Genomic DNA, 24322 nt, shown 5'->3' on the forward strand with positions numbered 1-24322 from the left:
TAAAATTGACAGCAAGGACCATTATACCGTCAAAAATCAGCTTTGGCATACCGTTAGCAACATCAAGCATAAAATGCTAACGATGAAAAAGCTACTTACAATACTTGCAATCATATTATCACCAGCACTTATTCTGGCGCAATCACAGGTCATCAAAGAAGACGTTGAAATTGTGGATGACTTCCACACCATTCATTTGAATGCTCGCTACACCATTTACCTCAAGCAATCCAATGAAACCAAAATTGAAGTTCATGCTTTGAAGGAGATCATGGATATCTCAGAGTTTAAGATTTCTAATGGAGCACTGACTATCAATGTCAACCGAGATGAGAAAAGCAAAAGCATCTGGGAGCAGATTGATGATATCAAAATCGCTCCGAAGCTGGATATATTTATTTCTATGAGAAATATTAATGCCCTTAATGTCAACGGTAATGGCAAGCTGATCACTGAAAACTCGATTTCTTCAAAGGACTTAACATTAACCAACTCAGGATCAGGAACATTGGAGGCAGACATCAAAGGAGAGATTCTGAGCATTACCAACTCAGGGAGTGGATTGGTAAAGCTCACCGGATATGCAGACCGAGCGGAAATTTCACTTTCCGGGTATGGAAAAATTGAAGCTTATAAGCTGGACCTAAAAACAGCAGATGCATCTCTAACCGGATCTGGAGATATGGAGATCAATGTGAAAGATCAACTAGAGGCCAAAATTTATGGCGATGGAAAAATTCTATTTAAAGGAAATACGAAGAAGGTCACAAAAAAAGAACATGGATTAGGTAAGGTGGAGCGTACGTATTAAATGAATCCTCTTCATACTAATACGTATCATAATAGTAGCCACCCCGAGATTATCGGGGTGGTTTTTTTTTTCAAAGCCCTCCTAAATGAATGACGGGTGAATGACGGGTGAATTGTAATTCATTTATTTGCGAATACATGTAGCTTCGGAATACTATTGCCGAAAAGATCAAAAAATGAAACAACCCGAACTTGGACAAAAGTTAATTGAATTGCGTCAGCAACGGAACATGACACAAGAAGAGTTAGTAGAAGCCTGCAATGTCAGTGTCAGAACCATACAGCGCATAGAGTCTGGTGAAGTGACACCTCGGCTATCTACAGTGAAAATATTACTATCAGCATTGGAGATAGATATCGAAGAATTCAAAGAAAAGACCAGACCCACAAAATCAGCTGAATATTTTAACTCATTGCAGTCTTGGCTGCAAGTAGCATGGATTGCAGGTATTGTATACTTCGTGGTGGGATTTATAGATGGTGCCCTGGAAGTTGATCGATACGAGTCAGGCGACATTGATGTATCTCCTATATTCTACATTCCGATGAAGCTGCTTTATTTTATTTCATATTCTATTTTCCTGTATGGATTCATCCGTCTTTCTGATTTTTTCAATAACTATTTGCTGAAAATATCATCATACATCATGATAGGATTATTCGCCTTTATCACCCTTCTTGACATTTTCTCATTGTATATCAATATCAGTGAAGCAAACCTTATCATGATTGGAGTAGGTGAATCCATGTCTGTTGGAGTTATTGGGATCCTCTTGGGAATTGGCCTGATGAGACTGCAGGACGGAATGGGGATTCTTGCCAAGGCTGCTGGAATTATTGAAATCATAGCCGGAGCTTGTTTTCTTCTCGTGGTTGGCTTCTTAATGGGCTATATTATGCTCATCCCGGCCATCATTCTGGAAGTCATACTGCTTTTCAAAGGGTATGAGTATATTAAATCCGAACGCTTAAAAACACACTAACCATGAAAAAGCTCCTTATTATAGTAGGGCTCTCAAGCCTTACATGGGTAATCTATGTCCTTTTTCAACCAATCATTGATTGGAATTTTGGATGGCGGCAAATTCCTGAGAATCGAAGTAAGGTTTCTTTTGCAGGTATTGAAGATTCGAATTATCGGGAAGCAATCGAAGCATCCAAACAACATCTGGATACTATTATATCGCTTAGCAAAGCACCCTCAATCTCAGTTGCCGCCATGATTCAGGGAAGAATGGTCTGGTCTTACGCACTTGGCTTCATGGATTTAGAAAACAAAATACCCGCGGATACCAGCTCTCAGTATCGCATTGGCAGTGTTTCCAAGGCGCTAACATCTTTGGGTTTGGGAAAAATGGTTGAAGAAGGACTGATTCATTTAGATTCTTCTGTTCAGTATTACACCGGATTATTTCAAAACAAACCTAACATCTCGATCAGTCAGCTTGCTTCCCATCAGTCTGGAATAAGGAATTACAGCGTATGTTTTTGTTTCCCCTTATGGGAATATTATAGCAATGAAGAATTTCAGTCAATCGCACAAAGTGTTGTTTACTTTGAAAAAGACGCCCTTCTCTTTGAGCCCGGTGAATCTTTTTCCTATAGCACTTACAACTTCACTGCATTAAGCCTGGCAATGGAAAGGGCCACCAGAAGAAACTTTCTTAGCTACATGGGAGAATATGTATTCAGCCCCTTGCAGATGGAGAATACAGCGGCAGACAAACGTAGGAACCAAACGAAAAAGTCCATGCCTTACGAAACAACTACTGAAAAATTCAAGGATGCCTATGCATTAAATCTAAGCAACAAATGGGCAGGCGGTGGATTTGTATCCACCCCATCCGATCTTGTTCGGGCAGGCAATGCATTGCTGGATACAGCATTTCTAAGTAAAGCCACCAGCGAAGCACTTGTCACGCCCCAGCGATTAAACGATGGTTCAATCAATGAGCAAAACTATGCGCTCGGTTGGCGTCATGATTTCTCCGAGAGGTATTTCAATGGAAACATTAAGGTGGAAGTCATACACCATGGAGGTATGGCTGTTGGTGGACTGGCCCTACTGGTTGTTTATCCGCAATACGATTTGGTTTTTGCTATCACGATGAATAAAACAGGCATCCAGGGTAGATTTGAGCTTTTCGATACTATCATCCCGATGGTGGAGCAATTTATTCTTAGCAGGAATAATTCGAAGTAAAGCGTAACTTTACAAAAAACCATAAACGCTATGAAAACTTCAATCAGGTTAATCTTGATTTCCTTTAGCCTCTGCTCAATACTAGTAATCACCTCTTGTGGAGGGGATGATGATTCAGGCCCATCGTATGACTTCATTGACCAAAACCTTCAGGGAACCATCGATGGGTTATCGTTTACGTTTGGAGAGGGAACCGTCGAAGAAACAACAATAGAAGGTGAACAGATGATTTCATTTGACCTTTACCATGCAAGTGAGGAATTCACTGATGTTTGCGATTTTTTTGGTTTTGGAGATGAGGTGAGTGTCTTTTTCTTTGCTCCAGCAGAAGTAGGAATATATGAGCTATCTCTTGACTTAAGCACTTTCAGTGGCCAAACAGTTACGCTATTTAATCCTGATGGTGCAGTAAACAATATTGCCTCTATTGGAGCCGTGGAAATCCTAACCATTACAGATACAGAAGTAACCGGACGAATGGATGCGACTCTCGACGGTGAAAACACCGTAAACGGAAACTTTACCGGTATTTTCTGCTTGAAGGATTAATCCGAATTTATCTTCGCACCATGAGCGAAGATGTTGATGTATTAATTGTTGGGGCCGGGCCCATTGGCCTTGCTTGTGGCATTGAATGTGAGAAAGCCAATCTTTCCTATGTAATCGTAGACAAAGGGTGCCTGGTAAACTCCCTTTATAATTATCCACGAAACATGACCTTCTTTTCCACTTCCGATCGTCTGGAGATTGGAGGGGTGCCATTCATTTCGCATAATCCAAAACCCACCCGTCCGGAAGCACTCGAGTATTTCCGTAGAGTAGCCTCTTCTTGGAAACTAAACACGCGTCTTTACGAACGAATCGAGGAAGTAAATAAAGATAAAGACCAATTCACCGTTCACTCGAGCAGAAGAACGTACCAGGCCAAAAATCTAATCATTGCAACTGGATTCTACGATCTCCCATACATGCTGAATGCTCCCGGTGAAGACTTGCCAAAGGTGAAGCATTATTATGATGAACCTCATCCCTACTACGACATGGATGTCGCTGTGGTGGGGGCTGCAAATTCGGCTGTAGACGTAGCACTGGAAGTATTTCGGAAAGGTGCCAAGAGTGTAACTATGGTGATAAGGGAAAAGGAAATCAATCCCAGGGTGAAGTATTGGGTGAAGCCCGATATCGATAACCGAATAGCCGAGGGGTCTATCCAGGCCTATTTTGAAAGCAATATCACTCGTATTGAGGAGCATTCTATTGATATTCAGACTCCAAAGAAGCAGCTGACGATCCCGAATGATTTTGTGCTGGCCATGACTGGCTACCAGCCGGACTTTTCATTCCTGAAGCATGTGGGTGTTGAGATTGGAACAGATGAATTTAAAACGCCTGTTTACGATGAACAAACAATGGAGACCAATGTATCCAATGTTTACCTGGCCGGTGTGATCTGTGGTGGACTGAAAACCAATGCCTGGTTTATAGAAAATTCCAGAGAGCATGCAGAGATGATCATAAATCATATAACCAACCAATGAATTACATCGGATTTATTGCCGCCTTTCTGACTACCATTTCTTTTGCCCCTCAGGCCATCAAAACCATCCGTACCAAAAGTACGGAAAGCCTTTCACTGGGCATGTACTTGACATTCAACACTGGAGTGGGATGCTGGCTGGCATATGGAATCCACCTGGGTGATCTACCTATCATTATCGCAAATTCTATCACGCTTTTGTTAACAGGAACCATCCTAATACTGAAGCTGAAACATGGCTAGCCCCTCACCCTACCCTGCAACACGCTAATGTTCTGATTGATGGGGTTGCCATTGGTGCGTCTGAAGGTGATAATCTGACCTACATGATTAATTGCATCTGCTATTGGTCCGTTGATCAGATTCCAGAATGGGAATTCTGCACTCGGGAAAACCATATCATACCTGGCTAAGTCTTCCCCATTCGCATTCTTTAGCATCTCGCTTGCCTGACGAATGTTTTCTAAAGTAAGGTCCCGCTTCTCCTCGAAAGAAAGCCCATCCATCTCTACCCCCTCAAATGGTTGCTCATTCACTGCATTCACCAGGATCTGTGTCAGAGACAAAATGTGATCGATGGTTTCTTCCACGTTTCTGGCTCCTTCGCTCGGACGGTAGCTCAAATCTTCCGTCATCAACCCTTCCGTTCCCCAGTAATAACGAAATCCTAATCCATCCACCAGACGTGCCGCAACGGTTCCAGCGTTGTAGTCCTCAGGGTATTCCGGAATTTGATAGTAATAATCTGTGGTGTCACCATCCTGGGCAAAAGATACGATTTCAGTGACAAGACAGATTGATAAGAGGTAGTATTTCAGGTTGTCCATTTCAATTTTATTTTGAAGCATATCAAAAGTAATTTAGTCTGATGAATTCAGACCGGACCTCACTGCTTAAACAGTTTATTTCAGAAGAACCCGCAAATCCATTTAATAAATATGCGCTCGCAATGGAGTACTATGATTCTCAACCGAAGAATTCATTGGAAATACTCCTTTCGCTGCTTAAAGATCATCCGGATTACCTTCCCACCTATTTTAAAGCAGCCCACCTACTGTGGGAGGAAGAACGGTGGGATGAAGCAGAAACAACCTTTCGAAAAGGTGCTCAACTCGCAGCAGAACAGGATGACCAAAAGGCGCTACTAGAATTTCGTTCGGCCTATCAGAATTTTCAATTTGATCGGGATTAGCATCTGGGATTACATTCACATCCGGGAAACTCAGCATCATCAGGGACTCCATCTCCGTCACAATCCGTAGTACCCCCGCAATCTGTGGTGCCCTGGCAATCCGGATCATCACAATCTGTATTGCCATCGCTATCATTATCCACACCATCATCACAAACAAATTCACCTTCCAGTTGACATAATTGATCACAACCATCACCAGGTACGGTATTCCCATCGTCACACTCTTCTCCAGGATTCACAATTCCATCGCCACAGATCTCGATTGATTCACAAGTTGCATTACATCCATCTCCATCTATGTTATTCCCATCATCACAAACTTCGTTACCATCAAGAAATCCATTGCCACAAGTTTCATCAGAATCGCAAGTAGAGTTACATCCATCTCCACTTACCGTATTGCCATCATCACACATTTCACCAACATCTTGCACCCCGTCTCCGCAAATCGCTGCTTCCATATTTCCATCACAATTTTCATCCACATCATTCCCCTTGATCTCCACAGCATCCGGATTCACTAGCTCATCATCATCGTCACAATCCTCATCATTGTCTACATAACCCGTTGGCTGCTCCGATGCGATTTCAGCTGATTCAGCATTCCCAAATCCATCTCCATCAGCATCCTCATACCAGGTATACATTTTAATATCATCGCAATTCTCATCGACATCATTGTCTGGAATTTCCTCTGCATCAGGATTAACATCTGCGTTTGTATCATCACAATCATCTCCATTATCAACATATCCGGATGGAGCAGTATCTCTTATTTCCATTTCTTCCGGATTACCAAATTCGTCTTCATCGGCATCTTCAAACCACGTGAGGTCCTTTAGTCCATCACAATTTTCATCAATGTCATTGTCTGGTATCTCAGTTGCACCTGGATGGATAGTAGCATCGGTATCATCGCAATCTGTATTATCAAGAACTATTCCGTCTGTCAATTCGATGACTGAAACTTCGGCATCAGGATTTCCAAATCCATCATTGTCTTGATCTTCAAAGGCAACTATTTCTTCCGGATCTTTAGCATCGTCATCTTTACAGGAAAAAAAATGCAACAGGATAGAGAGCGTAATTAAGGGGGTTCGCATGGTGAAGTTTTTTTCTATCATAATGATAGGCGCTTGATGCTCTAATCAAAAGTCACCCACAAAGGAAAACGGTCATTCACAAAGTTTCTGCTAACATTGTGGATCAACTAGTTGAAATGTTTGTGTGAAATTTCATACAGAAAGCATAAAAATCCTTAAATCATACCTTTCATGAAAATGGCCAAAACACCTGAAGAGTATTTTTCATGGAATGAAGAATACCGACCATTACTTGAAAAGCTACGATCCATTCTTCTATCAACAGAACTTGAAGAGAAAATGAAGTGGGGCATTCCTACTTACTGCTGGAAGAATAAAAACGTAGCGGGAATTGGCGCCTTCAAAAGTTATGCAGGACTATGGTTTTTCAATGGCGTGTTTTTGAAAGATCCTGCCAACATACTTATTAATGCACAGGAAGGTAAAACCAAAGGCTTACGCCAATGGCGGTTTGAATCGGTTGATGACATTGATGAGAAGCTTGTGCTCGAATACATCAGAGAAGCCATTCAGAATCAAAAGGATGGGAAGGAGATCAAGCCAGAGAAAAAGCCATTGATCATCCCTGACGAACTAAAAGAAGCACTGGCGTCTGACAGCCACCTTTCTGAGGCGTTCGATTCACTCACCCATTCTTGCAAGCGTGAGTATGCGGAGCATATTGCTGAAGCCAAGCGGCTAGAAACGAAACAGAAGCGGCTGGATAAAATCAAGCCGATGATATTGGATAAGGTGGGTTTGAATGATAAGTACAAATGACCGTCATGTTAAACTTGTGTCAGGGTGACAATCTGATCAAAAACTAATCACAATCTTTCCAAAATGATCCGGTGCATTGAACCGGTCAAAGGCTTTTAGATAATCATCTACTTCATACACTTCATCTACCGTTGGTTTAATCTGATGCTTATTCACCCATTCAAGCATTTCTACAAACTCCTCATCACTGCCCATGGTGCTTCCCATGATCTGGGCCTGTGACCAGAATAATCTGAATACATCCACCTTTTCCGGATAGCCGGTGGTACTACCATACATTACTATTCGTCCGGCAGGCTTGATTATTTTCAGGTAATTGTTCAGCTGATTACCTCCCGCACTGTCAATGATGGTATCAAACCCCCCGAGCTTTCCGGCATCCTTGAACCACTTCTCCTCTTTGTAGTTGAAGCCCCCCTTCACTCCCATCTCTTTGACTTTCTCAATCTTTTCCTCGCTTCCACTGGTCACATAAACCTCAGCTCCTGAAGCTACAGCAAAAGCAATCGCAAATTGGCTCACTCCACCCCCTGCACCCGTAACAAGCACCCTTTTTCCGCTATTTACACCTCCTTTTTTGATAGTGGCACGAAAGGCCGTCAGCCCGGCAAGTGGCAAGGCTGCAGCTTCTTCATTACTCAGGTAGGATGGTTTTTCCTGCAATCGATGAGCCGGCACTTTGATATATTCTGCAAGCGTACCGTGGGTTGGCATACCCAACACAGAGTAGTCCGAAGATTGAACCTCGGGATTATCCCCCCAATTCACATTTGGGTTGATGATCACTTCCTTTCCAATCCACTCTTTAGGGCCTTCTTCCACTACCCCACATCCATCGGACCCCAGAACCGTACCAAACTGAATGCCGGGATACATCCCTTCACGGATCCACTGGTCCCGCCGGTTGAGCGCCGCGGCTGAAATCTTCACCAAGCACTCATCGCCTGACACTTCAGGTTTACCATTATCTACCAACTGAATCGGTTCCGATTCTTGTGTGATCGTAATCGCTTTCATTCTTTTAGTTACAAGTTTTAAGCTGTAAGCAACAAGCTGACGAAAATATAAAAATTAGAATGGAGCATCATCCTCTGACCCCTGATCTCCTCCATTGGCTTTGCTTGGAAGGGTGATGGTGAAGTCATCGTTGGCTGGACCGGATGTTGGGAAGCCACCAAAACCATCTCCCTGGTCTCCATCCCAGTCGGTAAACTTGGTGAACTTGCCAATGAACTTGAGGTTGACCGTATCGAGTGATCCGTTTCTGTGCTTAGCGATGATCACCTCACCCAGTCCCTGAAGTGGCATGCCGGATTCGTCGGTATCCAACCCATAGTATTCCGGACGATACAGGAACATTACCATATCTGCATCCTGCTCAATTGATCCTGATTCCCTAAGGTCCGAAAGCTGTGGTCGTTTGTCACCACCTCTAGTTTCCACTGCCCTACTCAACTGAGACAGGGCAAGCACTGGCACATTCAATTCTTTTGCAATTCCCTTCAAAGCTCTTGAAATGGATGCGATCTCCTGCTCCCGGTTTCCACCGCCTTTGCTGCTGTCTCCACTCATCAGCTGCAGGTAGTCTATGATGATCAGCTTCACTCCGTGCTGTGCTGCCAGCCTTCTACATTTTGCTCTAAGTTCGAGAATACTCAATGCCGGTGTATCATCAATGAAGATCGGTGCTTCGGAGAGCTTTCTGGTTTTGTGGATCATCTGCTCCCACTCATAGTCGGCAAGGTCACCCTTCTTAATTTTTTCACTCGGGAGTTCGGCCTCAGCTGAAATTAATCGATTAACCAACTGTACAGACGACATCTCCAGGGAGAAGATGGCCACTGGAGTATTGAAATCAATTGCGGCATTTCGTAGGGCTGAAACCACAAATGCCGTTTTACCCATACCTGGTCGTGCTGCTATGATCACTAAGTCGGAAGGCTGCCACCCTGAGGTCACACGATCGAGCGCTGAAAAACCACTTGGCACCCCTGTCAGTCCATCCTTGCGATCTTTTCTTATCTGGATCTCATCGATGGCCTGGTGCATCAACGAGCTCATCTTATCATAGTTCTTTCGAATGTGAGACTCGGAAACATCGAATAGTGATTGTTCTGCCCTGTCCAGCAATTTGAAGACATCAATCGTATCCTCATATGCATCTTTTTGAATCTCAGAGGAGATTCGGATCAATTCTCTTTTGATGGATTGCTCTGCGATGATACGCGCGTGATACTCGATGTTGGCCGCTGAGTTTACTTTTGTAGTTAGTTCGGCAACAAAGTGCGCTCCTCCGACAACCTCCAGTTTCGCTTCTTTTCGAAGCTGATGGGTAACTGTCTTGATATCTATCGGCTGACTGTCATTGAACAGCGCTACGATTGCCGCGTAAATTTCCTGGTGGGCATCTTTGTAAAAACTCTCCGGATGAAGGATGTCTATTACATTGGAAAGGGCATCTCTTTCGAGCATGAGCGCACCCAGCACTGCCTCTTCTATTTCAACTGCTTGTGGAGGTAGTTTACCTAAATGTTCTGAAAGGGTCGAGAGGCCGATGCGACGACTTTTTGTTGATGGTGTTGATGGTTGTTTTGCTCCTTCCATTCAGGTAGTGTGTTAAATTTTAATTCCAATACAAACTTAAATTTTAGCAAAAGATAAAATGGGGATTTCGTCCACCATTTTCCCCCCACTTATCCACAACGATCATTCGCCTCCTTTGGTGCTTTCTACTATCTTTGGTCGCACACCTTTAAAAGCAACATTTTGTTCAAACTCAATTTAAAAAATCCTTTGGTCGTATTTGACCTGGAAACAACTGGAACCAATATTTCACAAGACCGAATCGTGGAGATCGCCATGGTGAAAGCCATGCCAGATGGCACCATTGAAGAGAAGTGTAGAAAGATTAACCCAACCATTCCTATCCCACATGAAACGAGTTTGATACACGGCATCTATGATGAAGATGTGAAAGATGAGCCTTCATTTACTCAGATCGCCAAATCATTGGCACAATACCTGGAAGGATGTGATCTGGCCGGATTTAATGTTTTAGGATTTGATGTGCCCATGCTAGTGGAAGAATTCCTCAGGGCCAATGTGGACTTTGAAACGGACAACCGAAAAATTGTAGATGCGCAGAAGCTTTTCCATCTCATGGAAAAACGAAATCTAACAGCAGCATACAAATTTTACTGCGATAAAGAGTTGGTAGACGCTCATAGCGCCCTTGCAGATACCAAGGCCACCTATGAAGTGCTCGTTTCACAGATAGAAAAATATGAAGGCCAGGATGCGTTCGATGGGCTGGGAAAGAAACTTGCTACGATTGAAAATGATATGGGCAAACTCCACGATTTGACCACTTCCAGCCGTGTAGACTTTGCCGGACGAATGATCTATAAGGATGGCATAGAAGTTTTCAACTTCGGAAAGCACAGAGGTAAACCCGTAGCAGAGATCCTTGATAAAGAACCCAGCTTCTATGACTGGGTAATGAAAGGCGATTTTCCTTTAGACACCAAGCGTAAGCTGACCAAGATTAAGCTGAGAGCATTTAATCAGTGATAGACAGAAAGCAATCCATTGTTGTCTATTTTGAAGGGTGGATTAATAGTCTTGAGCCCGTCCATCGGTTATCCGAACAGTTTCGCGAATTGCTCTCAGATAATGAGGAAGCTGATTTTGACGGACATGAAATAGCCATTGATGGCAGCCATGGAACATTGTATTTCTACTGCGATGATTCAAAAGTCCTTTGGAAGCAAATTAAGTCCACTCTAGAGTCTGCTGATTTATTGAAATGTAAACAGGCCATTTTGAGACTGGGTAGGCTGGAAGAAAATGCCGAGCAAATAATCATTGACCTTTGAATGGCTAATTATAGAGTCAGCCAATTATCTGATTATCTTAGGGATCATAGAAATTAGCTCATCGTAAAAACTACTGAGTCAAAATACATCTTGAATATGTTATATTTGACTTTTACCTAGCCTATGTCTACTACCTTTAAAAAGAACGCTAGTCTTCGTCTTTTTCTACTAATCACACTTGTTTTGGTGATTTATTTCGCTTTGGTGTGGCTATTGGTTTATGTAGAAAAAGACAGTGGCCAGTCTGCACTAAACAACTATCAAAACGCATTTTGGTATTCACTGGTAACACTTACGACTGTAGGTTATGGTGATATTTTCCCTGCTACGATTTGGGGCAGGTATATTTCTCTCATATTCATACTTACAAGTATTGGTATTTTCGGTATTTTAATTGGACAACTTACTACGCTTATGACAACTATTAAGGAAAACAAAAAGCTGGGTTACAGTGGAACCAGCTTCACCAATCACGCGGTGATTATTGGATGGAACGAATTTGGCTGGCATGTAGTAGATCAGTTGGTTGGAGTGGGTAGAAGGGTTTCAATTATAACAAACCGAAAGGATGATGTGGAACTCATAAGAGAAAAATACAGTCCCAAGAATGTATTTGTGCTTTTCAGCGACTACAACAATCATGAGCTCATCAAAAAGTCCAATATTGAGGAAGCAACCATTGTGTTTGTAAATATGCTGGACGATACGGATAAGCTGGTATATGTCCTGAATCTCAAGAAAGTATTCCCAGAAACTGAGTTTGTAGTAACGCTGGAAAACGGCGATCTGAAAAATACCTTTTTAGCAGCAGGGGTAAGTAATACCATTTCCACACAGGAGATTTCGTCCAAGCTATTGGCCTCTTATATGTTCGAACCGGATGTAGCCACCTATAGCGAATCGGTGTTGTCCTACGCTAAATCTGACAGTGATTATGACATCAAGCAATTGATCATCACACCCAACAACCCCTACAATGGAAAAGCATACCAGGATGTATTTTTCGATTTGAAGAAACGATATAATTCCGTCCTCATAGGGATTACAAAAAGAGACAAATTCGGCCAGAAGAAGCTTATAAAGAATCCTTTGGGTGATCTTAAGATTAATACGGGGGATTATCTGATCATCTTATTGAATGGAAAAGCATTCAAGCTATTGAAGCGTATTTTTGGAGTGGAAGAAGGTGCGATAAAGGATCGAAAGAAATGAGAAAGTTAGTGATATTGATGGCATTGGCTTGTGTCTCTTCATGTGAAAACAGGGACATCAACGAAGGGGAAGAGTTTCGTCCCAGGGCTGTAAAAGACAGCTTTGAAGACACTCATTTCACTAAAATAACGGTAGATGGTGTGGAATACATCATGACAGAGCGAGATAATAACAACCCACATGAGGGTTTTGGATTTATGGCCTTTCGTGCAAATAAATTACTGGAAAAGCAAGACACGATCATCTCCTACTTACGTACCATGCAGCATTTTCAGAATAAAATGTACAGCAGAATGTATGGAATATCCGAGGATTCAGGGCGTGCAGAATTTGAGGATAAGTTTATGGAGTTTTTGCTTCAGGAAACGCGCGAGTTAGAAGAGCTGGAGCGCGAAGATCTGGTGAATACCGAATCTCAGAACCCTACAAACAACGAAGAGGAGTAAAACTCCTCTTCTGCAAAATGTACTTTATATTTTTTGGTTCTTACGCAAAGAAGGTCTTCAACTGATTCAAAGCAGTTGCCAAATCTGCATCTACGCCTGATCGTTCAATGATCTCTTTTCCAACTTTCTCAGCATCAATCAATTCGTCTTTATCTCTGAATACTTCTCCGAGGATACTGCAATCATCAATCAATGAAAACAGAATAGTGAATGCCGGCGATGGCTTAGCACTCTTAAATACAATCGCTTTCAGGTTATTTCTGATTTCCTGCTCAAAGGCATAGTTTGCATTATCCATTCGGTCTGAAAGAGGAATCCAAAGTAGCTTGGTCTCTTCTTTCTTGAGGATGCCACGCTGTACAAGCAATGCGTTCAAATCCTCCTGTATGTCTTTAAATTTTCCTGAGAGCGTCTTGATCTGATCCAGTAACGATGGCCCGGTCTGTAGTTTCTTCAACACATTATCAAGTATCCCATTTCCGGTACCAATGGTATCAACAACGGAGATATTACCACCTTCGAGCTTTATTTTCTTGAGTAAGTACAGTTCAAGTATACACGCAGCAATGACACCCGGTACTACCGATTTTTCTGCAGCGGCAAGAATTCTTCCTTCTTCGTCATCAAGTGCAATTAGATAAAAACCTTCGGCGATACTTAATTTCATAGTTGGTTATTTAATGTAAAATGTGATGTTTCTCAGAAAGCGAATTTCATAAATTTTACTTAAACACGAATACCCCAAAGATTATTTTTTCAATAATGCCCCAATCGTGAGTCCCTGAACAAGGATAGAAAACACCACCACGCAGTAGGTTGTAAACAAAATAGTGTCCTTTACATAGTCAGGAAAGGCAAGATCAGTAAGAGAAAGTGCCAGTGCCACAGAAATACCTCCTCTTAATCCTCCCCATGTCAATATCTGTATGGTTTTAGGCTCAAAATTTCTGAACGGCCTCATCGCCGTGATTGGAATACTTACACCTATAAACCGTGCAGTCAATACAATCACAATACCAATACCTCCGATGGCCAGATTACTCATGGTAAACGAATCTGCAATAACTAGCATTTCCAAACCTATCAGAATGAATAGAATGGCATTCAAGGCTTCATCCAGCAAGTGCCAAAACTTAAAAACATATTCGCCCGTGGCGTTGGCAAGCTTTTCATCACGCCCCTGATTACCAATAAAAAGTCCCATAACCACCATTCCCAGCGGAGCAGATACGTGAATCAGCTCTGCAATTCGACCGCCAATCATCACCAAAGTAAGGGTAACCAGGACTTCAAGCTCTACATGATCATTGTCAATAAAGTTTAGCAATTTAAACCCAGCAAAACCAAGTATGGCACCTAGCAGCAGACCTCCAAATACCTCCACACTAAAAAGCATGGCCACACTTGCTGCGGTGATCTCTCCATCTCCATGCCCACCAGCTTCATGAATTCCTGCTTGAGCTTTGGCGATTCCAAGAATGGTCAAAAAGATTACAACCCCTACTCCGTCGTTAAAGAGAGATTCTCCAGCTATTTTGATTTCTAATTTTTTTGAAAGTCCAAATTGCTTAGTTAGTGCCAATACCGCAATTGGATCAGTAGGTGATATAAGTGCTCCAAACAACAGACAGTAGATCAGGTCGATCTCGTATCCAACAAGTGGGAATATGTAGTACACCAGGAAGCCTACAATAAAGGTTGACATTAGTGTTCCAAGAGTCGCCAGGATCAAAACAGGAACGCGCTCTTCGATTAGTTGGCCAAGGTTGGTAGAAAGTGCGCCTGCAAAAAGCAGGAAGTTCAGCATCACATTCATGAGCACTTCCTCAAAGTCAAATTCAGCTATAATGTGCTCTGCCCCCTCCGTGATGGAGGGTACAAATTGCCCTAGCACCAGGATAGTCAGGGACATGATAAGCGCAATTAACATCAGGCCAATGGTAGAAGGCAGCTTTAAAACCGTGATGTTGATCAGGGTGAAAGCGGCGGCCATAAAAATCAGGAGTGTGATTAATTCTAATATACTCATTGGTAAACTAGGTAGAAGTTTCTTTTGGTTTAGATTAGTGAGAGCAAAATAAATAATTTAAGAATACGAAAAAAATAGTGCTCTACGAGCGGAAAAATAGCTCTAAATGTGCTCATTTCATTCAATAATTATATGATTCAGTATTTTTCCTTACTACCGATCAAGAGAAATCCGTATCAAAAAATCCTCTTTCTATGCCTCAGCCTGTTGGGAGCCAGTTGTGCAAGCGTGAAACAGCTGGCGATAGAAAAAGATGTAACCCGTCTACTCAATCAGTCAGAGGTCTTTTCAAATCAGTTTACGGGGTTTAGTTTGTACGATTTAGAATCTGAAACTTTTATAGCCGGTCATAACTCAACCTTGAAATTCACTCCGGCATCTAATACGAAGCTGCTTACCATGTATGTGACATTGAAAAGCTTCCCGGACTCATTACCGTCTTTGCTTTATTCAAGAGAAGACTCATTGCTGAAGATAACACCGCTTGGTGATCCAACATTTCTTTATGAACCATTTGAAAATCAGAAAGCATTCGAACTTCTTAGTCAGGTTAAAGGTATTGCCATCCAATGGCCGGACACGGACCCGGAGCTTTTTGGCTCTGGATGGGCATGGGATGATTATATCTACAATTTTCAGCCTCAGCGTGCTTGGTGGCCGATTTATGGCAATACGGTGAGCATTCAAAAAGTAAATGATACCTTGACCATCACCCCACCTTTTTTTGAAGATTATGTTGAGGTGTTGGAACAAACGCGCCTGGGTGAACTGGTCGATCGGGAATTGAAGTTTAATGTGTTTAAGGCGTACCTCGAAAGCGACACGTCCGATTTCGAGCGGATTATCCCTTTTGAGTATTCCAGAGATCTGCTGCGGCAGTTGCTGATGGATACATTAAATGCTGAAATACAATTTGCAAAAACGTCAAAGCCACCTACCGACACCCTTTTTACCCAAAGCATTGACACTGTTTTGGCCAAAATGATGAAGCCCAGCGATAACTTTCTTTCAGAGCAACTGCTGCTGATGGCCGCTCGTTGGCATGGATATAAGGAAGTAAAGCCCTTTATTAAGGAGGTTAGAACTACCTGGCTTCCTGATTTAACAGAAATGGTCTGGGTTGATGGATCAGGACTTTCCAGATACAATTTAATTGCCCCGGTTGATCAGGTGAGACTATTAAAAAGGTGCCATGATGAGTTTGGATGGGAGAAAATCACTGCGATTTTACCGACCGGTGGCGAGGGGACACTGGAGGAATATTACCTTACTGATGAAGAAGAACCACCATTCATCTTTGCAAAAACAGGAACGCTCAGCAATAATCACAATTTGAGCGGCTATATAATTACCCGATCAGGTAAACGCATGATATTTTCATTTATGAGTAATCACTTCACTCAACCTACAGATAATGTTAAGAAAGCGATGGAGCAGTTCTTACTTGATATCAGGAACGCTTACTGACTGTAAGCTACATCCAGGTCTTCCAGCTCTTCCAGGATGCCATCTAATTTACTAATTAACTCAGATTTTTCTGCGTAGTAGTTTGAAGTGATATCGTTGATATCGGAGAATATCTCAACTTCATACTCTTTCTTATTCCCCTTTGCAAAATCAAGGGCATTTCGAAGATGCTCAATAGCAAAAGCAAGGGCTTTCATAGCCTGGGGTCGCTTTTCCTCTTCTATAAACTGCTTAGCACTTGCAATCTCATAATACATCAGTGCATTGAGGGCTATCACACTGTTTTCATTTAGCTTATTGGAATAGAAGTAGCCGGCATCCATATCCTTTTCAACGCTTTTCAATGCATCGAGACCCGTTGTTAAGTGTTTTTTACTGGCATCATCCGCATGATCCCTTAAATACGTGATCGAACGAACGGCTTCTTTCAAATGAAGCAAGCTTCTGGAATGAAGTTTATCGGTCAAATAAAGTCGTGCATTTTGGAGGGCATAGTTGGGAATGGAAGCGTGCGAACTGATTGCAACCGGAGATCGTTCGGCTTTAATAAACCCGACAATGTGGAACAGAATGATGATCCCAACAAGGACAGAAAAATAAAAGGGTGCTCGTTTTAATGACATATTCTTCTAACATAACAAAAAAGTCAGAAGTTTATTCATTTGGAGTTCAAAATGCGGGTTTTTACGGATTATACTCTCGTATTAAACCCCCAGTTAATCGCATCAAAGTGACCTTTGAGTCAATCAGATTGTAGACCGCCTGCAATTCCAAAATAGCTGCAGAGAGGTAGTTGTTTTGGACGTCTCTAAAATCGAATGAATTGATCGATCCATTACGGAATTTCTCTTCTGAGTTTTGCAAGTTGATCTGAGCTGCCTCTCTCCGCCTTTGATTGATCGCTAAGAGTTGCTTCCGTACCAAATATTGATCATACGCAGTGGCCAGATCTCGCTGAATGGTTTTCTTTAGTTGATCAATCCGAATATTCCCTATATCTTCCTGAACCATCGCGTTCCTGATCGCCCGGTTAATCCTGTTTCCGTCGAAAAGGGTAAACGACAATGTGAAGTTGGCAAAATAGGTTCCGGTTTTCGAGATCAGTGGTTCTGGTGGCGTTTGAAAATCAGGGTTTGGACCATCATATCGGGCATTCGTTAGGTCACTCACATTGCGGTTCCAGTTGTATCCGCCATTAAGTGATAGTGTTGGAAGTCTGGAAGCTTGCTGCAGTGAAGTATTGGCTTGTAGGATGGTCTGTGAAATATAAATCGACTTCAAATCCACGTTCTGATTGAATGCTGCATCTGATAGGTCTGCATAATCGTAGATGAAATCTTCGATCATTAAGGAATCTGTCAGGACATAATCCGTATTTATATCTTCCTGCACCAATAGCAGGTTTAGATTTCTGAAAGCATTACTCAGAGCCAGTTGTTGATTGAGTACGGATACTGAATCAGTGAGATAATTGTTTTCTTCAAGAAGCATGTCGGATGTTACAGCTCCTCCCAGATCATATTTGGTCTGGATGTAGTCGTATTTGTCCCTGGAGAGATTTAATTGTTTCTGAAACTCGTCAAGTCGGCGTTGCTCCAGGACTGCAATGTAATAACCCAGAATAATGGACTGAATTGTGTTAGACACAACCACCTCAGCATTTTGCTCTGATTCCGCCTGCAGTTGCTCCAGTCTCCGTTTACTGATGATTGCACGATTTCCCTGAAAAATATTCCAGGTGACCGTCACACCGGGAGTCATGCTGAACGTTTGCTGATTATTCAACTCAAAACCAGGAAAAAGCGTGCCTCCAAAAAACTGATTGTCAGACTGTTGATTCCGAATGGAGTTCTGACTCTGCACATTTAAATTAACCGTTGGCAATCTCCCTGCTTCACCCCATGAGTTGTTGTTTGTTGCCACTTCAACGTTCCCCTCCTCTATTCGAATGCCATAGTTTCGTTGCAGCCCTATCTGGATCGCATCAGAAAGGGAAAGTTGATCCTGTGCGTGCACACTCAATGCACTCAATATGCTTATTGAAAGTATGAAATACTTCATTTATTTAATATCAATTTTAAGTTAAGCTGATTCTTTATACTCTTCCATTCTACGCTCATCGATGAGCACACGTTCCACATCTTCACGGGATGGCTTGTCACCTGTCCAGAGCCACTTCGCGTACCTTCTAAGGTCGTTGGCAATAAGAATGAACACTGGGAAAAATAAGAGAATGATGATTGTTCCGAACAGTACACCATAGGCCACTGAGATCGCCATTGGGATAAGGAACTGTGCCTGGAAACTGGTTTCTTTTATTAATGGATAAAGTCCCAAAACGGTGGTCAAAGAGGTCAACATGATCGGACGGAACCTTGCAAGTCCGGCATTGTATGCAGCCTGATAGACCGACTGACCCTCATCCTTTACCAGTGAATTAAACTTTGACAAGAACACCACTGCATCATTGATAATAACCCCCATTAGGGCAATCATTCCCCATAAACTGAGCATTGATACTGGCTTTGGAGTAACACTAATCCATGTTTCAATACCATGTCCCAGAATGCCTGAAAACCAACCAAGAGGCACCATCAAAATTATGAGAATGGCCTGGTATACCGATCGAAAATTGATCATCAGGATGAATAAGATCACGATAAAGGCCCCTAGAAAATAGGTAGCCATCTCACCTGCTGATCTTGCTCGCTCTTCTGCCTGTCCACCATAATCCACCTTTACCGTAGGGAATTTGGCTAACATCTTAGGTACAATATCTTTCTCCACCTTCTCCAGTATCACATTCGCATCTCCAAACGGATCTACCATGTCTGCTTCTACGGTTACTGATCTGGATGCTTCATAATGTTTGATACCAGATACTCCGCGATTGATGTCATACTCTGCCAACTGACTTAATGGATATTCCTTGTCACCATCCTTAATTTTAACTGTCTCCAACTGGTCGATACTTTTGCGATCTTCTTTCGGATATCTCACCCACACTTTGATTTCATCGTTTCCTTTCATGAATCGCTGTACCTCTTCACCAAAGAACCCCTGGCGTAGCTGTTGTGTAATATCGCTATTCGTTAATCCAAGGAAATAAGCCTGAGACAATAGGTCTAACTGAACCTCTCGGTTACCTATTGGAATATCATCGGTCACATCTTTTAGTGCCGGCATTTGATCCAGCTCAGAAATCAGGAATTCCTTAGCTTCGGCCAATTCTTCATAATTCTTGCCCAAAATCCGCACTGATACAGGTTTTCCCCATCTGCTTCTTCCACCAATGGCAAACTTCTCTGCCTCAGGCACTGAACCAATTTCAGCTCGGAGCTTATTGATAATATCGTACTGATTGAGATCAAATTCATCCAGTTCTTCATGGAATACATTCACAAATCCTGTATGCGATCCTGACTCAAACGAAGAACTTCCAATACTTGTAAATGTATTCTTTACGATATCCTTATCTGTTCCGGCTTGCTCCTTCAGCTCTTCATTGACCCGCCATACTGCCTGATCAAATCGTTTTAAATACTCCTCTACCTTATCCTCTCGCTCTCCGGGTTTGAAAGCAATTTCAATGTTAACACTATTGAAAGCAATGGGTGGGAACAGTGTAGATGGAATAATCCCTCCTTTCATCATCCCTACGATGATCATCACGAATGCAATGACTATGGAAACAGAAACCGCGCGGTATTTCATGGTGAACTGAAGCGCTCTGCCATATACTTTTACCCGTTGATAATCTATGATCCCGTTAAGGAAAGAACGTATTTTATAACTGCGCGTATCTTCTTTCTTTATTGATAGGACATGTTTGCTGGAAAGGTGTGCTGGGAGCACAAAAAATGCCTCAATCAATGAAAAGCCCAAACTAAAAATCACGACGATGGCCATATCTTTGAGCATTTCAAAACCACCGGTAAGAAGCAGCAATGGTGTAAACGCCACCATGGTAGTCAAAATGGAGGTAAATACTGCCGGCACTACTTCTAACGTACCCTGCACGGCAGCCTTAATTGGATTGCCATGCTTCTCAAAATGCGAGTAGATATTTTCAGCGATTACAATCCCGTCATCTACCAGAATACCGATCACCAGGATCATCCCAAAAAGGGATATCATGTTGATGGTAAGTCCAACGAATGTTCCTAAGATGAACATCCCCAAAAATGACGATGGAATCCCCCATGCTACCCAAAATGAAAGTCTAAGACTCAGGAAAAGACCGAGGGAAACGAGCACAAGCGTCAATCCCACCAATCCATTTGAAGTCAGCATATCCAATCGTTGATTTAACATGGACATAAAGTCCCATGTCATCGTAAGCTTAACCGCGTCGTTTTTTTCATTGAAGTCAGCGACATAGTTGTTCACCGTTTCTGAAATCTGCTCCAGATCTTCTCGTTCCAGTCTTCTCACTTCAATGAAAACTGCACGTTCTCCGCTGAGATAAGATTTGTTAGGCTGATCGGCGAATTTCTCCTCAATAGTGGCAATATCCCTTAGAAGTAGATTTTTCCCATCATCGCTACTTCGAATCACGATATCACCAATCTTGTCAGCATCTGTGTCTTTTGCCCTGGCACGAATGAGAATTTCCTCTGTAGAGGTTTTTACTGAACCTGCTGAAACGTCGCGGTTATTTACTCTGACCGAATTAGCAACTTCAGTGAATGTCAGGTTGTATCTTCTCAATACATCCTCAGCTACCTCAATGGATATTTCCAAAGGAGGAAACCCCGAAATACCCACTTGTGAAATAACTCCGGTCGCCAGCAACTCGTCTTCAATGTCTTCAGCAAATTGTTTTAATGTAGCCAAGTCGACATCACCCGTAAGAGCTAACCATTGCGCGGTGGTACGAGATTTCTGTTTAACAATGATAGGCTTCTCAGCTCCTGCGGGAAACGAGCTGATCCCATCTACAGAATTTTTTACATCGGTATAAAGTTCGTCAATATCATACCCATCGATCTTTTGAATATTGATCGTGGCAAAGTTTTCAGAAGATGTAGAGGTGACCTGGTAAATACCAATAACCCCCTTCAGCGCTTCCTCAATTTTTAAGGTTACACCCTCTTCCATCTCATCCGGAGAGGCACCAGGATAGGAAACCGATACGGTGATGTTCTTATCCTCCAGTGTTGGAAAAAAGGATTTCTTCGTGTTTAACATACTAACCACACCGCCCACCAGGGTTAAAGCAATCAGGATGTTTGCCAGTATAGGGTACTTTACGAAATACTCAATTAAGCCTTTGATTGATGTCATAACTTAAATATTTAGTTAGTAGAGGCCTGTCCGGCATCTGAGCTGAGTTGCACATCCTTGCTCTCTCCGGTCTCCAGGTTGATGTCCTGCTCTGGTCGCTTGAAAGCCTTCATATTGTTGTAGGCCCCCAAAAGTGGTTCTACGACCAGTTCCTGACCTTGCTCCAGCCCATTGAAAATGGCATCCTCTTCAGACAAGCGGACGACATTGATACTCTTCTTTTTTAATAATGAATCCTCAAGCACAAATACTTCATTCCCATTGTAAATGGCGTTTCGAGGCATGATCATACCATCCTTGACGGTGCGGGCAGGAATAGCAGCCTGGAAAAACTGCCCATCATATATTTTCTGCCCGTTAGGATATATGGTAATAAACACATCTACTGATTGTGTATTTTGATTCACATAGTCACTAATTCTGGTTACCTCCCCTTTCCAGTATTGCTGAGATTCTTTAGAGTAAATCTCAACCGAGGATCCCACTTGAATCCATGGGATATCCCTCGTTTCTACAGATGCTTTCATCTCATACACACCGGATCGGAGAATTTTCCCAATCCTGGTACCTGGATTCACAAAAGATCCTGACTGCATGGCAACCTCCATAATAGATCCTGAAAAAGGAGCATAGTATCGATACTTGGCAAGCTGTGATTCTGAGCTTTTTATTGAATAGTAAGAAGAATAAATCCCTTTGGTCGCTAGGAAGGTCTTTTCTTTGGTGGAATTAACCTTGGGCAGTTCCGGGAAGGACTTATCAATATCCAGTGCTTCAAAGTAGGCCTGCCATTTATCATAGTTATCACCAAAGTCAATCTTCAAATCGGGTAGAATTTCTGCCAAATCACGTAGGAAATTACTTTTCTGAGATTTTAGATTAAGAGATGCTTCCTCATCGTCTATTTTGTAAATAAGTGTTCCTTTATTAAAAGACTCCCCTTCCTTCAGTCGCACACTTCCCTGTGTCATTCGTCCCGATACCTCAGAGATAAGGTCCAACACCTGAGCATTTTCCACACGTCCGAAAGTGATTACATCCGTCTTCAAATCCTTGTACCTGACAGGTGTGGTTGTTACATACTTTTTTGCCTGTGGTGGCTTACGTATCACCGGCTCTTCCTTAAGAGATCCCAGGTACTCGCTTATTCCAAAAGATGCTACGATAATACCTACGGCGATTAGAATGATTGATTGTCGTTTTTTCATTGGTTGCTGTCCTCTTCTTTGAATTCCTGAACTTTCTAATGCAAAATTGACTTACTTAGTTGCGTTTATTTGAAAAATTTTGATGAATGGGTTTTTACGATCATAAGCAGTCAAATAACCAACTTTAAAAACCATGAAAAAAATCAACAAATCAGAAGAGGAGTGGAAAAAGGAGCTCAGTGAGGATCAGTATTACATTTTACGGGAAAAAGGAACGGAAAAGCCATGGTCTGGAGCGCTACTAGAAAACAAGGAAAAAGGCATCTACCAGTGTGCAGCATGTGGTAACGACCTTTACTCCTCTCAAACCAAATATGATTCCGGTTCCGGCTGGCCCAGCTTTTATGATCCGATCTCTGCAAATGCGGTTGATTTTGAAAAAGATACCTCTTTCGGAATGGTACGCACTGAAGTGAAATGCGGTAAATGCGGAAGCCACTTGGGACATATTTTTCCAGATGGTCCTGAACCTAGTGGCCAGCGATACTGCATGAACTCTGGAGCACTGAACTTTAAGAAAGAAGACTAGGCGACAGTATTCAACTTGGTTATCCTCACGAAGTTTTCATCAATCATCCAGAGAAAGTGAGGCTGTATGTTAACCACCGCTCCATTCAGTGTGGACTTTACAAAAAAAGCTGTCTCGTTCTGCTCGTTCTCGTTCTCTAGATAGGAATTAACCAATTCTCCCTTCATATTTCGTACAATCGGCACCTCACCAGTAACCTCTACTCCCAAGAATTCAGATAGAGCTGCCATCGACATATTAGCAATTAAATTCTCAATTTCAGCCATGAAATCGTTTCGCATCATTTTGTGATGAGAAGACCTGGAATATGTAATATCATCAGGGAGGTTTACCTGGTTGATCAAATCCATTTCGTGGCTATTGATCACAAAGTAGAAAGCGCCATTGATTTCTCCTTTAAAGGCCACCTTCATCAGATTAACTTTAAATCTCCCCAAATCATCAAACTCATGTAGGGGCTTTAAAACGCCCTCACCAAATTGAATTATCTCAGGATTTACACGAATCCGAAGCATTTGCTCCATAGACTTAGCCGCCTTATCAAGCGACTCGGTAATCATCTCCTCAATTATCTCTAAATGTATGTCAGATAAAGTTCCTCTACTCACAACTGAATTGCCAAAGTATTTTACAAAATTATCAAAAGATAAAGTTAAAAAATGA

At 42.2% G+C, this 24322-nt stretch carries 25 protein-coding genes; 14 read left to right on the forward strand and 11 right to left on the reverse strand.

Annotation, left to right across the window (positions count from 1 at the left end; translation table 11 throughout):
- Positions 1 to 82: 82 nt before the first annotated feature.
- From ACP14Y_RS01120 to ACP14Y_RS01145, 6 genes are all read left to right on the forward strand, one after another.
- Positions 83 to 811, forward strand: coding sequence for a head GIN domain-containing protein (locus ACP14Y_RS01120; RefSeq protein ID WP_424961130.1), 729 nt, complete (start codon positions 83 to 85; stop codon positions 809 to 811).
- Positions 812 to 986: 175 nt separating this feature from the next.
- A complete protein-coding gene (locus ACP14Y_RS01125) occupies positions 987 to 1793 on the forward strand; it encodes a helix-turn-helix domain-containing protein (protein WP_424961131.1) in 807 nt (268 codons plus the stop codon).
- A 2-nt stretch (positions 1794 to 1795) separates the two neighbouring features.
- Positions 1796 to 3013, forward strand: coding sequence for a serine hydrolase domain-containing protein (locus ACP14Y_RS01130; RefSeq protein ID WP_424961132.1), 1218 nt, complete (start codon positions 1796 to 1798; stop codon positions 3011 to 3013).
- 30 nt (positions 3014 to 3043) lie between these two features.
- Positions 3044 to 3562, forward strand: a complete 519-nt coding sequence (locus ACP14Y_RS01135; protein ID WP_424961133.1) for a hypothetical protein — start codon at positions 3044 to 3046, stop codon at positions 3560 to 3562.
- A 20-nt stretch (positions 3563 to 3582) separates the two neighbouring features.
- The gene (locus ACP14Y_RS01140; protein WP_424961134.1) at positions 3583 to 4551 is read left to right on the forward strand and encodes a YpdA family putative bacillithiol disulfide reductase; all 969 of its coding nucleotides are present in this window, start codon (positions 3583 to 3585) and stop codon (positions 4549 to 4551) included.
- Entirely contained in the window at positions 4548 to 4793 is a 246-nt protein-coding gene (locus ACP14Y_RS01145) for a SemiSWEET transporter (protein ID WP_424961135.1), read from the forward strand. Before ACP14Y_RS01140 ends, ACP14Y_RS01145 begins: the two co-directional genes overlap by 4 nt.
- Here the strand turns inward: ACP14Y_RS01145 and ACP14Y_RS01150 are convergent.
- The gene (locus tag ACP14Y_RS01150) at positions 4790 to 5398 is read right to left on the reverse strand and encodes a DinB family protein (RefSeq protein ID WP_424961136.1); all 609 of its coding nucleotides are present in this window, start codon (positions 5396 to 5398) and stop codon (positions 4790 to 4792) included. The two genes, ACP14Y_RS01145 and ACP14Y_RS01150, sit on opposite strands and share 4 nt — an antisense overlap.
- A 20-nt stretch (positions 5399 to 5418) precedes the next feature.
- On the opposite strand from ACP14Y_RS01150, the gene ACP14Y_RS01155 reads away from it, so the two are divergent.
- Positions 5419 to 5742: a tetratricopeptide repeat protein gene (locus ACP14Y_RS01155; RefSeq protein ID WP_424961137.1), complete on the forward strand. Its 324-nt coding sequence runs from the start codon at positions 5419 to 5421 to the stop codon at positions 5740 to 5742.
- Here ACP14Y_RS01155 and ACP14Y_RS01160 read toward each other — a convergent pair.
- Entirely contained in the window at positions 5739 to 6848 is a 1110-nt protein-coding gene (locus ACP14Y_RS01160; RefSeq protein WP_424961138.1) for a MopE-related protein, read from the reverse strand. The two genes, ACP14Y_RS01155 and ACP14Y_RS01160, sit on opposite strands and share 4 nt — an antisense overlap.
- 171 nt (positions 6849 to 7019) lie before the next feature.
- Here ACP14Y_RS01160 and ACP14Y_RS01165 point away from each other — a divergent pair, with 171 nt between their 5' ends.
- The gene (locus ACP14Y_RS01165; RefSeq protein WP_424961139.1) at positions 7020 to 7607 is read left to right on the forward strand and encodes a YdeI/OmpD-associated family protein; all 588 of its coding nucleotides are present in this window, start codon (positions 7020 to 7022) and stop codon (positions 7605 to 7607) included.
- Positions 7608 to 7643: 36 nt separating this feature from the next.
- On the opposite strand, the gene ACP14Y_RS01170 is transcribed toward ACP14Y_RS01165, so the two are convergent.
- Positions 7644 to 8624: a zinc-binding dehydrogenase gene (locus tag ACP14Y_RS01170; protein WP_424961140.1), complete on the reverse strand. Its 981-nt coding sequence runs from the start codon at positions 8622 to 8624 to the stop codon at positions 7644 to 7646.
- A 54-nt stretch (positions 8625 to 8678) separates the two neighbouring features.
- Positions 8679 to 10211 carry a replicative DNA helicase gene (gene dnaB / locus ACP14Y_RS01175; RefSeq protein ID WP_424961141.1) on the reverse strand — a complete coding sequence of 511 codons (1533 nt, stop codon included), beginning with the start codon at positions 10209 to 10211 and terminating at the stop codon, positions 8679 to 8681.
- Between the two features lie 159 nt (positions 10212 to 10370).
- Between dnaB and ACP14Y_RS01180 the strand changes: the two genes are divergently transcribed.
- The 4 genes from ACP14Y_RS01180 (at position 10371) to ACP14Y_RS01195 (ending at position 13140) form a co-directional block, all read left to right on the forward strand.
- Entirely contained in the window at positions 10371 to 11177 is an 807-nt protein-coding gene (locus ACP14Y_RS01180) for an exonuclease domain-containing protein (protein WP_424964414.1), read from the forward strand.
- The gene (locus ACP14Y_RS01185) at positions 11174 to 11482 is read left to right on the forward strand and encodes a hypothetical protein (RefSeq protein ID WP_424961142.1); all 309 of its coding nucleotides are present in this window, start codon (positions 11174 to 11176) and stop codon (positions 11480 to 11482) included. The genes ACP14Y_RS01180 and ACP14Y_RS01185 overlap by 4 nt, the downstream gene beginning before the upstream one ends.
- Positions 11483 to 11605: 123 nt before the next feature.
- Complete coding sequence (locus tag ACP14Y_RS01190; RefSeq protein WP_424961143.1) at positions 11606 to 12694, forward strand: potassium channel family protein; 1089 nt, start codon at positions 11606 to 11608, stop codon at positions 12692 to 12694.
- Entirely contained in the window at positions 12691 to 13140 is a 450-nt protein-coding gene (locus ACP14Y_RS01195; protein ID WP_424961144.1) for a hypothetical protein, read from the forward strand. The genes ACP14Y_RS01190 and ACP14Y_RS01195 overlap by 4 nt, the downstream gene beginning before the upstream one ends.
- Before the next feature lie 40 nt (positions 13141 to 13180).
- Here the strand turns inward: ACP14Y_RS01195 and ACP14Y_RS01200 are convergent, their stop codons facing one another.
- Both ACP14Y_RS01200 and ACP14Y_RS01205 read right to left on the reverse strand, forming a co-directional pair.
- Positions 13181 to 13807 carry a GOLPH3/VPS74 family protein gene (locus tag ACP14Y_RS01200; protein ID WP_424961145.1) on the reverse strand — a complete coding sequence of 209 codons (627 nt, stop codon included), beginning with the start codon at positions 13805 to 13807 and terminating at the stop codon, positions 13181 to 13183.
- A gap of 81 nt (positions 13808 to 13888) precedes the next feature.
- Positions 13889 to 15169 carry a cation:proton antiporter gene (locus ACP14Y_RS01205; RefSeq protein WP_424961146.1) on the reverse strand — a complete coding sequence of 427 codons (1281 nt, stop codon included), beginning with the start codon at positions 15167 to 15169 and terminating at the stop codon, positions 13889 to 13891.
- Positions 15170 to 15301: 132 nt separating this feature from the next.
- On the opposite strand from ACP14Y_RS01205, the gene ACP14Y_RS01210 reads away from it, so the two are divergent.
- Positions 15302 to 16636, forward strand: a complete 1335-nt coding sequence (locus ACP14Y_RS01210) for a D-alanyl-D-alanine carboxypeptidase (RefSeq protein WP_424961147.1) — start codon at positions 15302 to 15304, stop codon at positions 16634 to 16636.
- On the opposite strand, the gene ACP14Y_RS01215 is transcribed toward ACP14Y_RS01210, so the two are convergent.
- The 4 genes from ACP14Y_RS01215 to ACP14Y_RS01230 all read right to left on the reverse strand — a co-directional run bounded on the left by ACP14Y_RS01215 (position 16630) and on the right by ACP14Y_RS01230 (position 23130).
- On the reverse strand, positions 16630 to 17259 hold the full coding sequence (locus ACP14Y_RS01215; protein ID WP_424961148.1) for a hypothetical protein: 630 nt from the start codon (positions 17257 to 17259) through the stop codon (positions 16630 to 16632). The two genes, ACP14Y_RS01210 and ACP14Y_RS01215, sit on opposite strands and share 7 nt — an antisense overlap.
- Positions 17260 to 17320: 61 nt before the next feature.
- The gene (locus ACP14Y_RS01220; protein ID WP_424961149.1) at positions 17321 to 18697 is read right to left on the reverse strand and encodes a TolC family protein; all 1377 of its coding nucleotides are present in this window, start codon (positions 18695 to 18697) and stop codon (positions 17321 to 17323) included.
- 21 nt (positions 18698 to 18718) lie between these two features.
- Complete coding sequence (locus ACP14Y_RS01225; RefSeq protein WP_424961150.1) at positions 18719 to 21922, reverse strand: efflux RND transporter permease subunit; 3204 nt, start codon at positions 21920 to 21922, stop codon at positions 18719 to 18721.
- An 11-nt stretch (positions 21923 to 21933) separates the two neighbouring features.
- Positions 21934 to 23130 carry an efflux RND transporter periplasmic adaptor subunit gene (locus ACP14Y_RS01230; protein WP_424961151.1) on the reverse strand — a complete coding sequence of 399 codons (1197 nt, stop codon included), beginning with the start codon at positions 23128 to 23130 and terminating at the stop codon, positions 21934 to 21936.
- 133 nt (positions 23131 to 23263) lie between these two features.
- On the opposite strand from ACP14Y_RS01230, the gene msrB reads away from it, so the two are divergent.
- Positions 23264 to 23659 carry a peptide-methionine (R)-S-oxide reductase MsrB gene (gene msrB, locus ACP14Y_RS01235; protein WP_424961152.1) on the forward strand — a complete coding sequence of 132 codons (396 nt, stop codon included), beginning with the start codon at positions 23264 to 23266 and terminating at the stop codon, positions 23657 to 23659.
- Here msrB and ACP14Y_RS01240 read toward each other — a convergent pair.
- Positions 23656 to 24219: a hypothetical protein gene (locus tag ACP14Y_RS01240; RefSeq protein ID WP_424961153.1), complete on the reverse strand. Its 564-nt coding sequence runs from the start codon at positions 24217 to 24219 to the stop codon at positions 23656 to 23658. The genes msrB and ACP14Y_RS01240 overlap by 4 nt on opposite strands.
- Positions 24220 to 24322: the final 103 nt, after the last annotated feature.

It is taken from the genome of Ekhidna sp., from assembly GCF_965247405.1.
Taxonomy (GTDB): Bacteria; Bacteroidota; Bacteroidia; order Cytophagales; family Cyclobacteriaceae; genus Ekhidna.

What these genes read in the sequence shown, in the direction of transcription:
- dnaB (WP_424961141.1), bottom strand. Translation starts at nt 10,211, where the DNA reads ATGGAAGGAGCAAAACAACCATCAACACCATCAACAAAAAGTCGTCGC.
- ACP14Y_RS01140 (WP_424961134.1), top strand. Translation starts at nt 3,583, where the DNA reads ATGAGCGAAGATGTTGATGTATTAATTGTTGGGGCCGGGCCCATTGGC.
- ACP14Y_RS01125 (WP_424961131.1), top strand. Translation starts at nt 987, where the DNA reads ATGAAACAACCCGAACTTGGACAAAAGTTAATTGAATTGCGTCAGCAA.
- ACP14Y_RS01160 (WP_424961138.1), bottom strand. Translation starts at nt 6,848, where the DNA reads ATGCGAACCCCCTTAATTACGCTCTCTATCCTGTTGCATTTTTTTTCC.
- ACP14Y_RS01240 (WP_424961153.1), bottom strand. Translation starts at nt 24,219, where the DNA reads ATGATTACCGAGTCGCTTGATAAGGCGGCTAAGTCTATGGAGCAAATG.
- ACP14Y_RS01165 (WP_424961139.1), top strand. Translation starts at nt 7,020, where the DNA reads ATGAAAATGGCCAAAACACCTGAAGAGTATTTTTCATGGAATGAAGAA.
- ACP14Y_RS01195 (WP_424961144.1), top strand. Translation starts at nt 12,691, where the DNA reads ATGAGAAAGTTAGTGATATTGATGGCATTGGCTTGTGTCTCTTCATGT.
- ACP14Y_RS01190 (WP_424961143.1), top strand. Translation starts at nt 11,606, where the DNA reads ATGTCTACTACCTTTAAAAAGAACGCTAGTCTTCGTCTTTTTCTACTA.
- msrB (WP_424961152.1), top strand. Translation starts at nt 23,264, where the DNA reads ATGAAAAAAATCAACAAATCAGAAGAGGAGTGGAAAAAGGAGCTCAGT.
- ACP14Y_RS01230 (WP_424961151.1), bottom strand. Translation starts at nt 23,130, where the DNA reads ATGAAAAAACGACAATCAATCATTCTAATCGCCGTAGGTATTATCGTA.
- ACP14Y_RS01135 (WP_424961133.1), top strand. Translation starts at nt 3,044, where the DNA reads ATGAAAACTTCAATCAGGTTAATCTTGATTTCCTTTAGCCTCTGCTCA.
- ACP14Y_RS01130 (WP_424961132.1), top strand. Translation starts at nt 1,796, where the DNA reads ATGAAAAAGCTCCTTATTATAGTAGGGCTCTCAAGCCTTACATGGGTA.
- ACP14Y_RS01210 (WP_424961147.1), top strand. Translation starts at nt 15,302, where the DNA reads ATGATTCAGTATTTTTCCTTACTACCGATCAAGAGAAATCCGTATCAA.
- ACP14Y_RS01215 (WP_424961148.1), bottom strand. Translation starts at nt 17,259, where the DNA reads ATGTCATTAAAACGAGCACCCTTTTATTTTTCTGTCCTTGTTGGGATC.
- ACP14Y_RS01205 (WP_424961146.1), bottom strand. Translation starts at nt 15,169, where the DNA reads ATGAGTATATTAGAATTAATCACACTCCTGATTTTTATGGCCGCCGCT.
- ACP14Y_RS01170 (WP_424961140.1), bottom strand. Translation starts at nt 8,624, where the DNA reads ATGAAAGCGATTACGATCACACAAGAATCGGAACCGATTCAGTTGGTA.
- ACP14Y_RS01200 (WP_424961145.1), bottom strand. Translation starts at nt 13,807, where the DNA reads ATGAAATTAAGTATCGCCGAAGGTTTTTATCTAATTGCACTTGATGAC.
- ACP14Y_RS01220 (WP_424961149.1), bottom strand. Translation starts at nt 18,697, where the DNA reads ATGAAGTATTTCATACTTTCAATAAGCATATTGAGTGCATTGAGTGTG.
- ACP14Y_RS01150 (WP_424961136.1), bottom strand. Translation starts at nt 5,398, where the DNA reads ATGCTTCAAAATAAAATTGAAATGGACAACCTGAAATACTACCTCTTA.
- ACP14Y_RS01225 (WP_424961150.1), bottom strand. Translation starts at nt 21,922, where the DNA reads ATGACATCAATCAAAGGCTTAATTGAGTATTTCGTAAAGTACCCTATA.
- ACP14Y_RS01155 (WP_424961137.1), top strand. Translation starts at nt 5,419, where the DNA reads ATGAATTCAGACCGGACCTCACTGCTTAAACAGTTTATTTCAGAAGAA.
- ACP14Y_RS01145 (WP_424961135.1), top strand. Translation starts at nt 4,548, where the DNA reads ATGAATTACATCGGATTTATTGCCGCCTTTCTGACTACCATTTCTTTT.
- ACP14Y_RS01120 (WP_424961130.1), top strand. Translation starts at nt 83, where the DNA reads ATGAAAAAGCTACTTACAATACTTGCAATCATATTATCACCAGCACTT.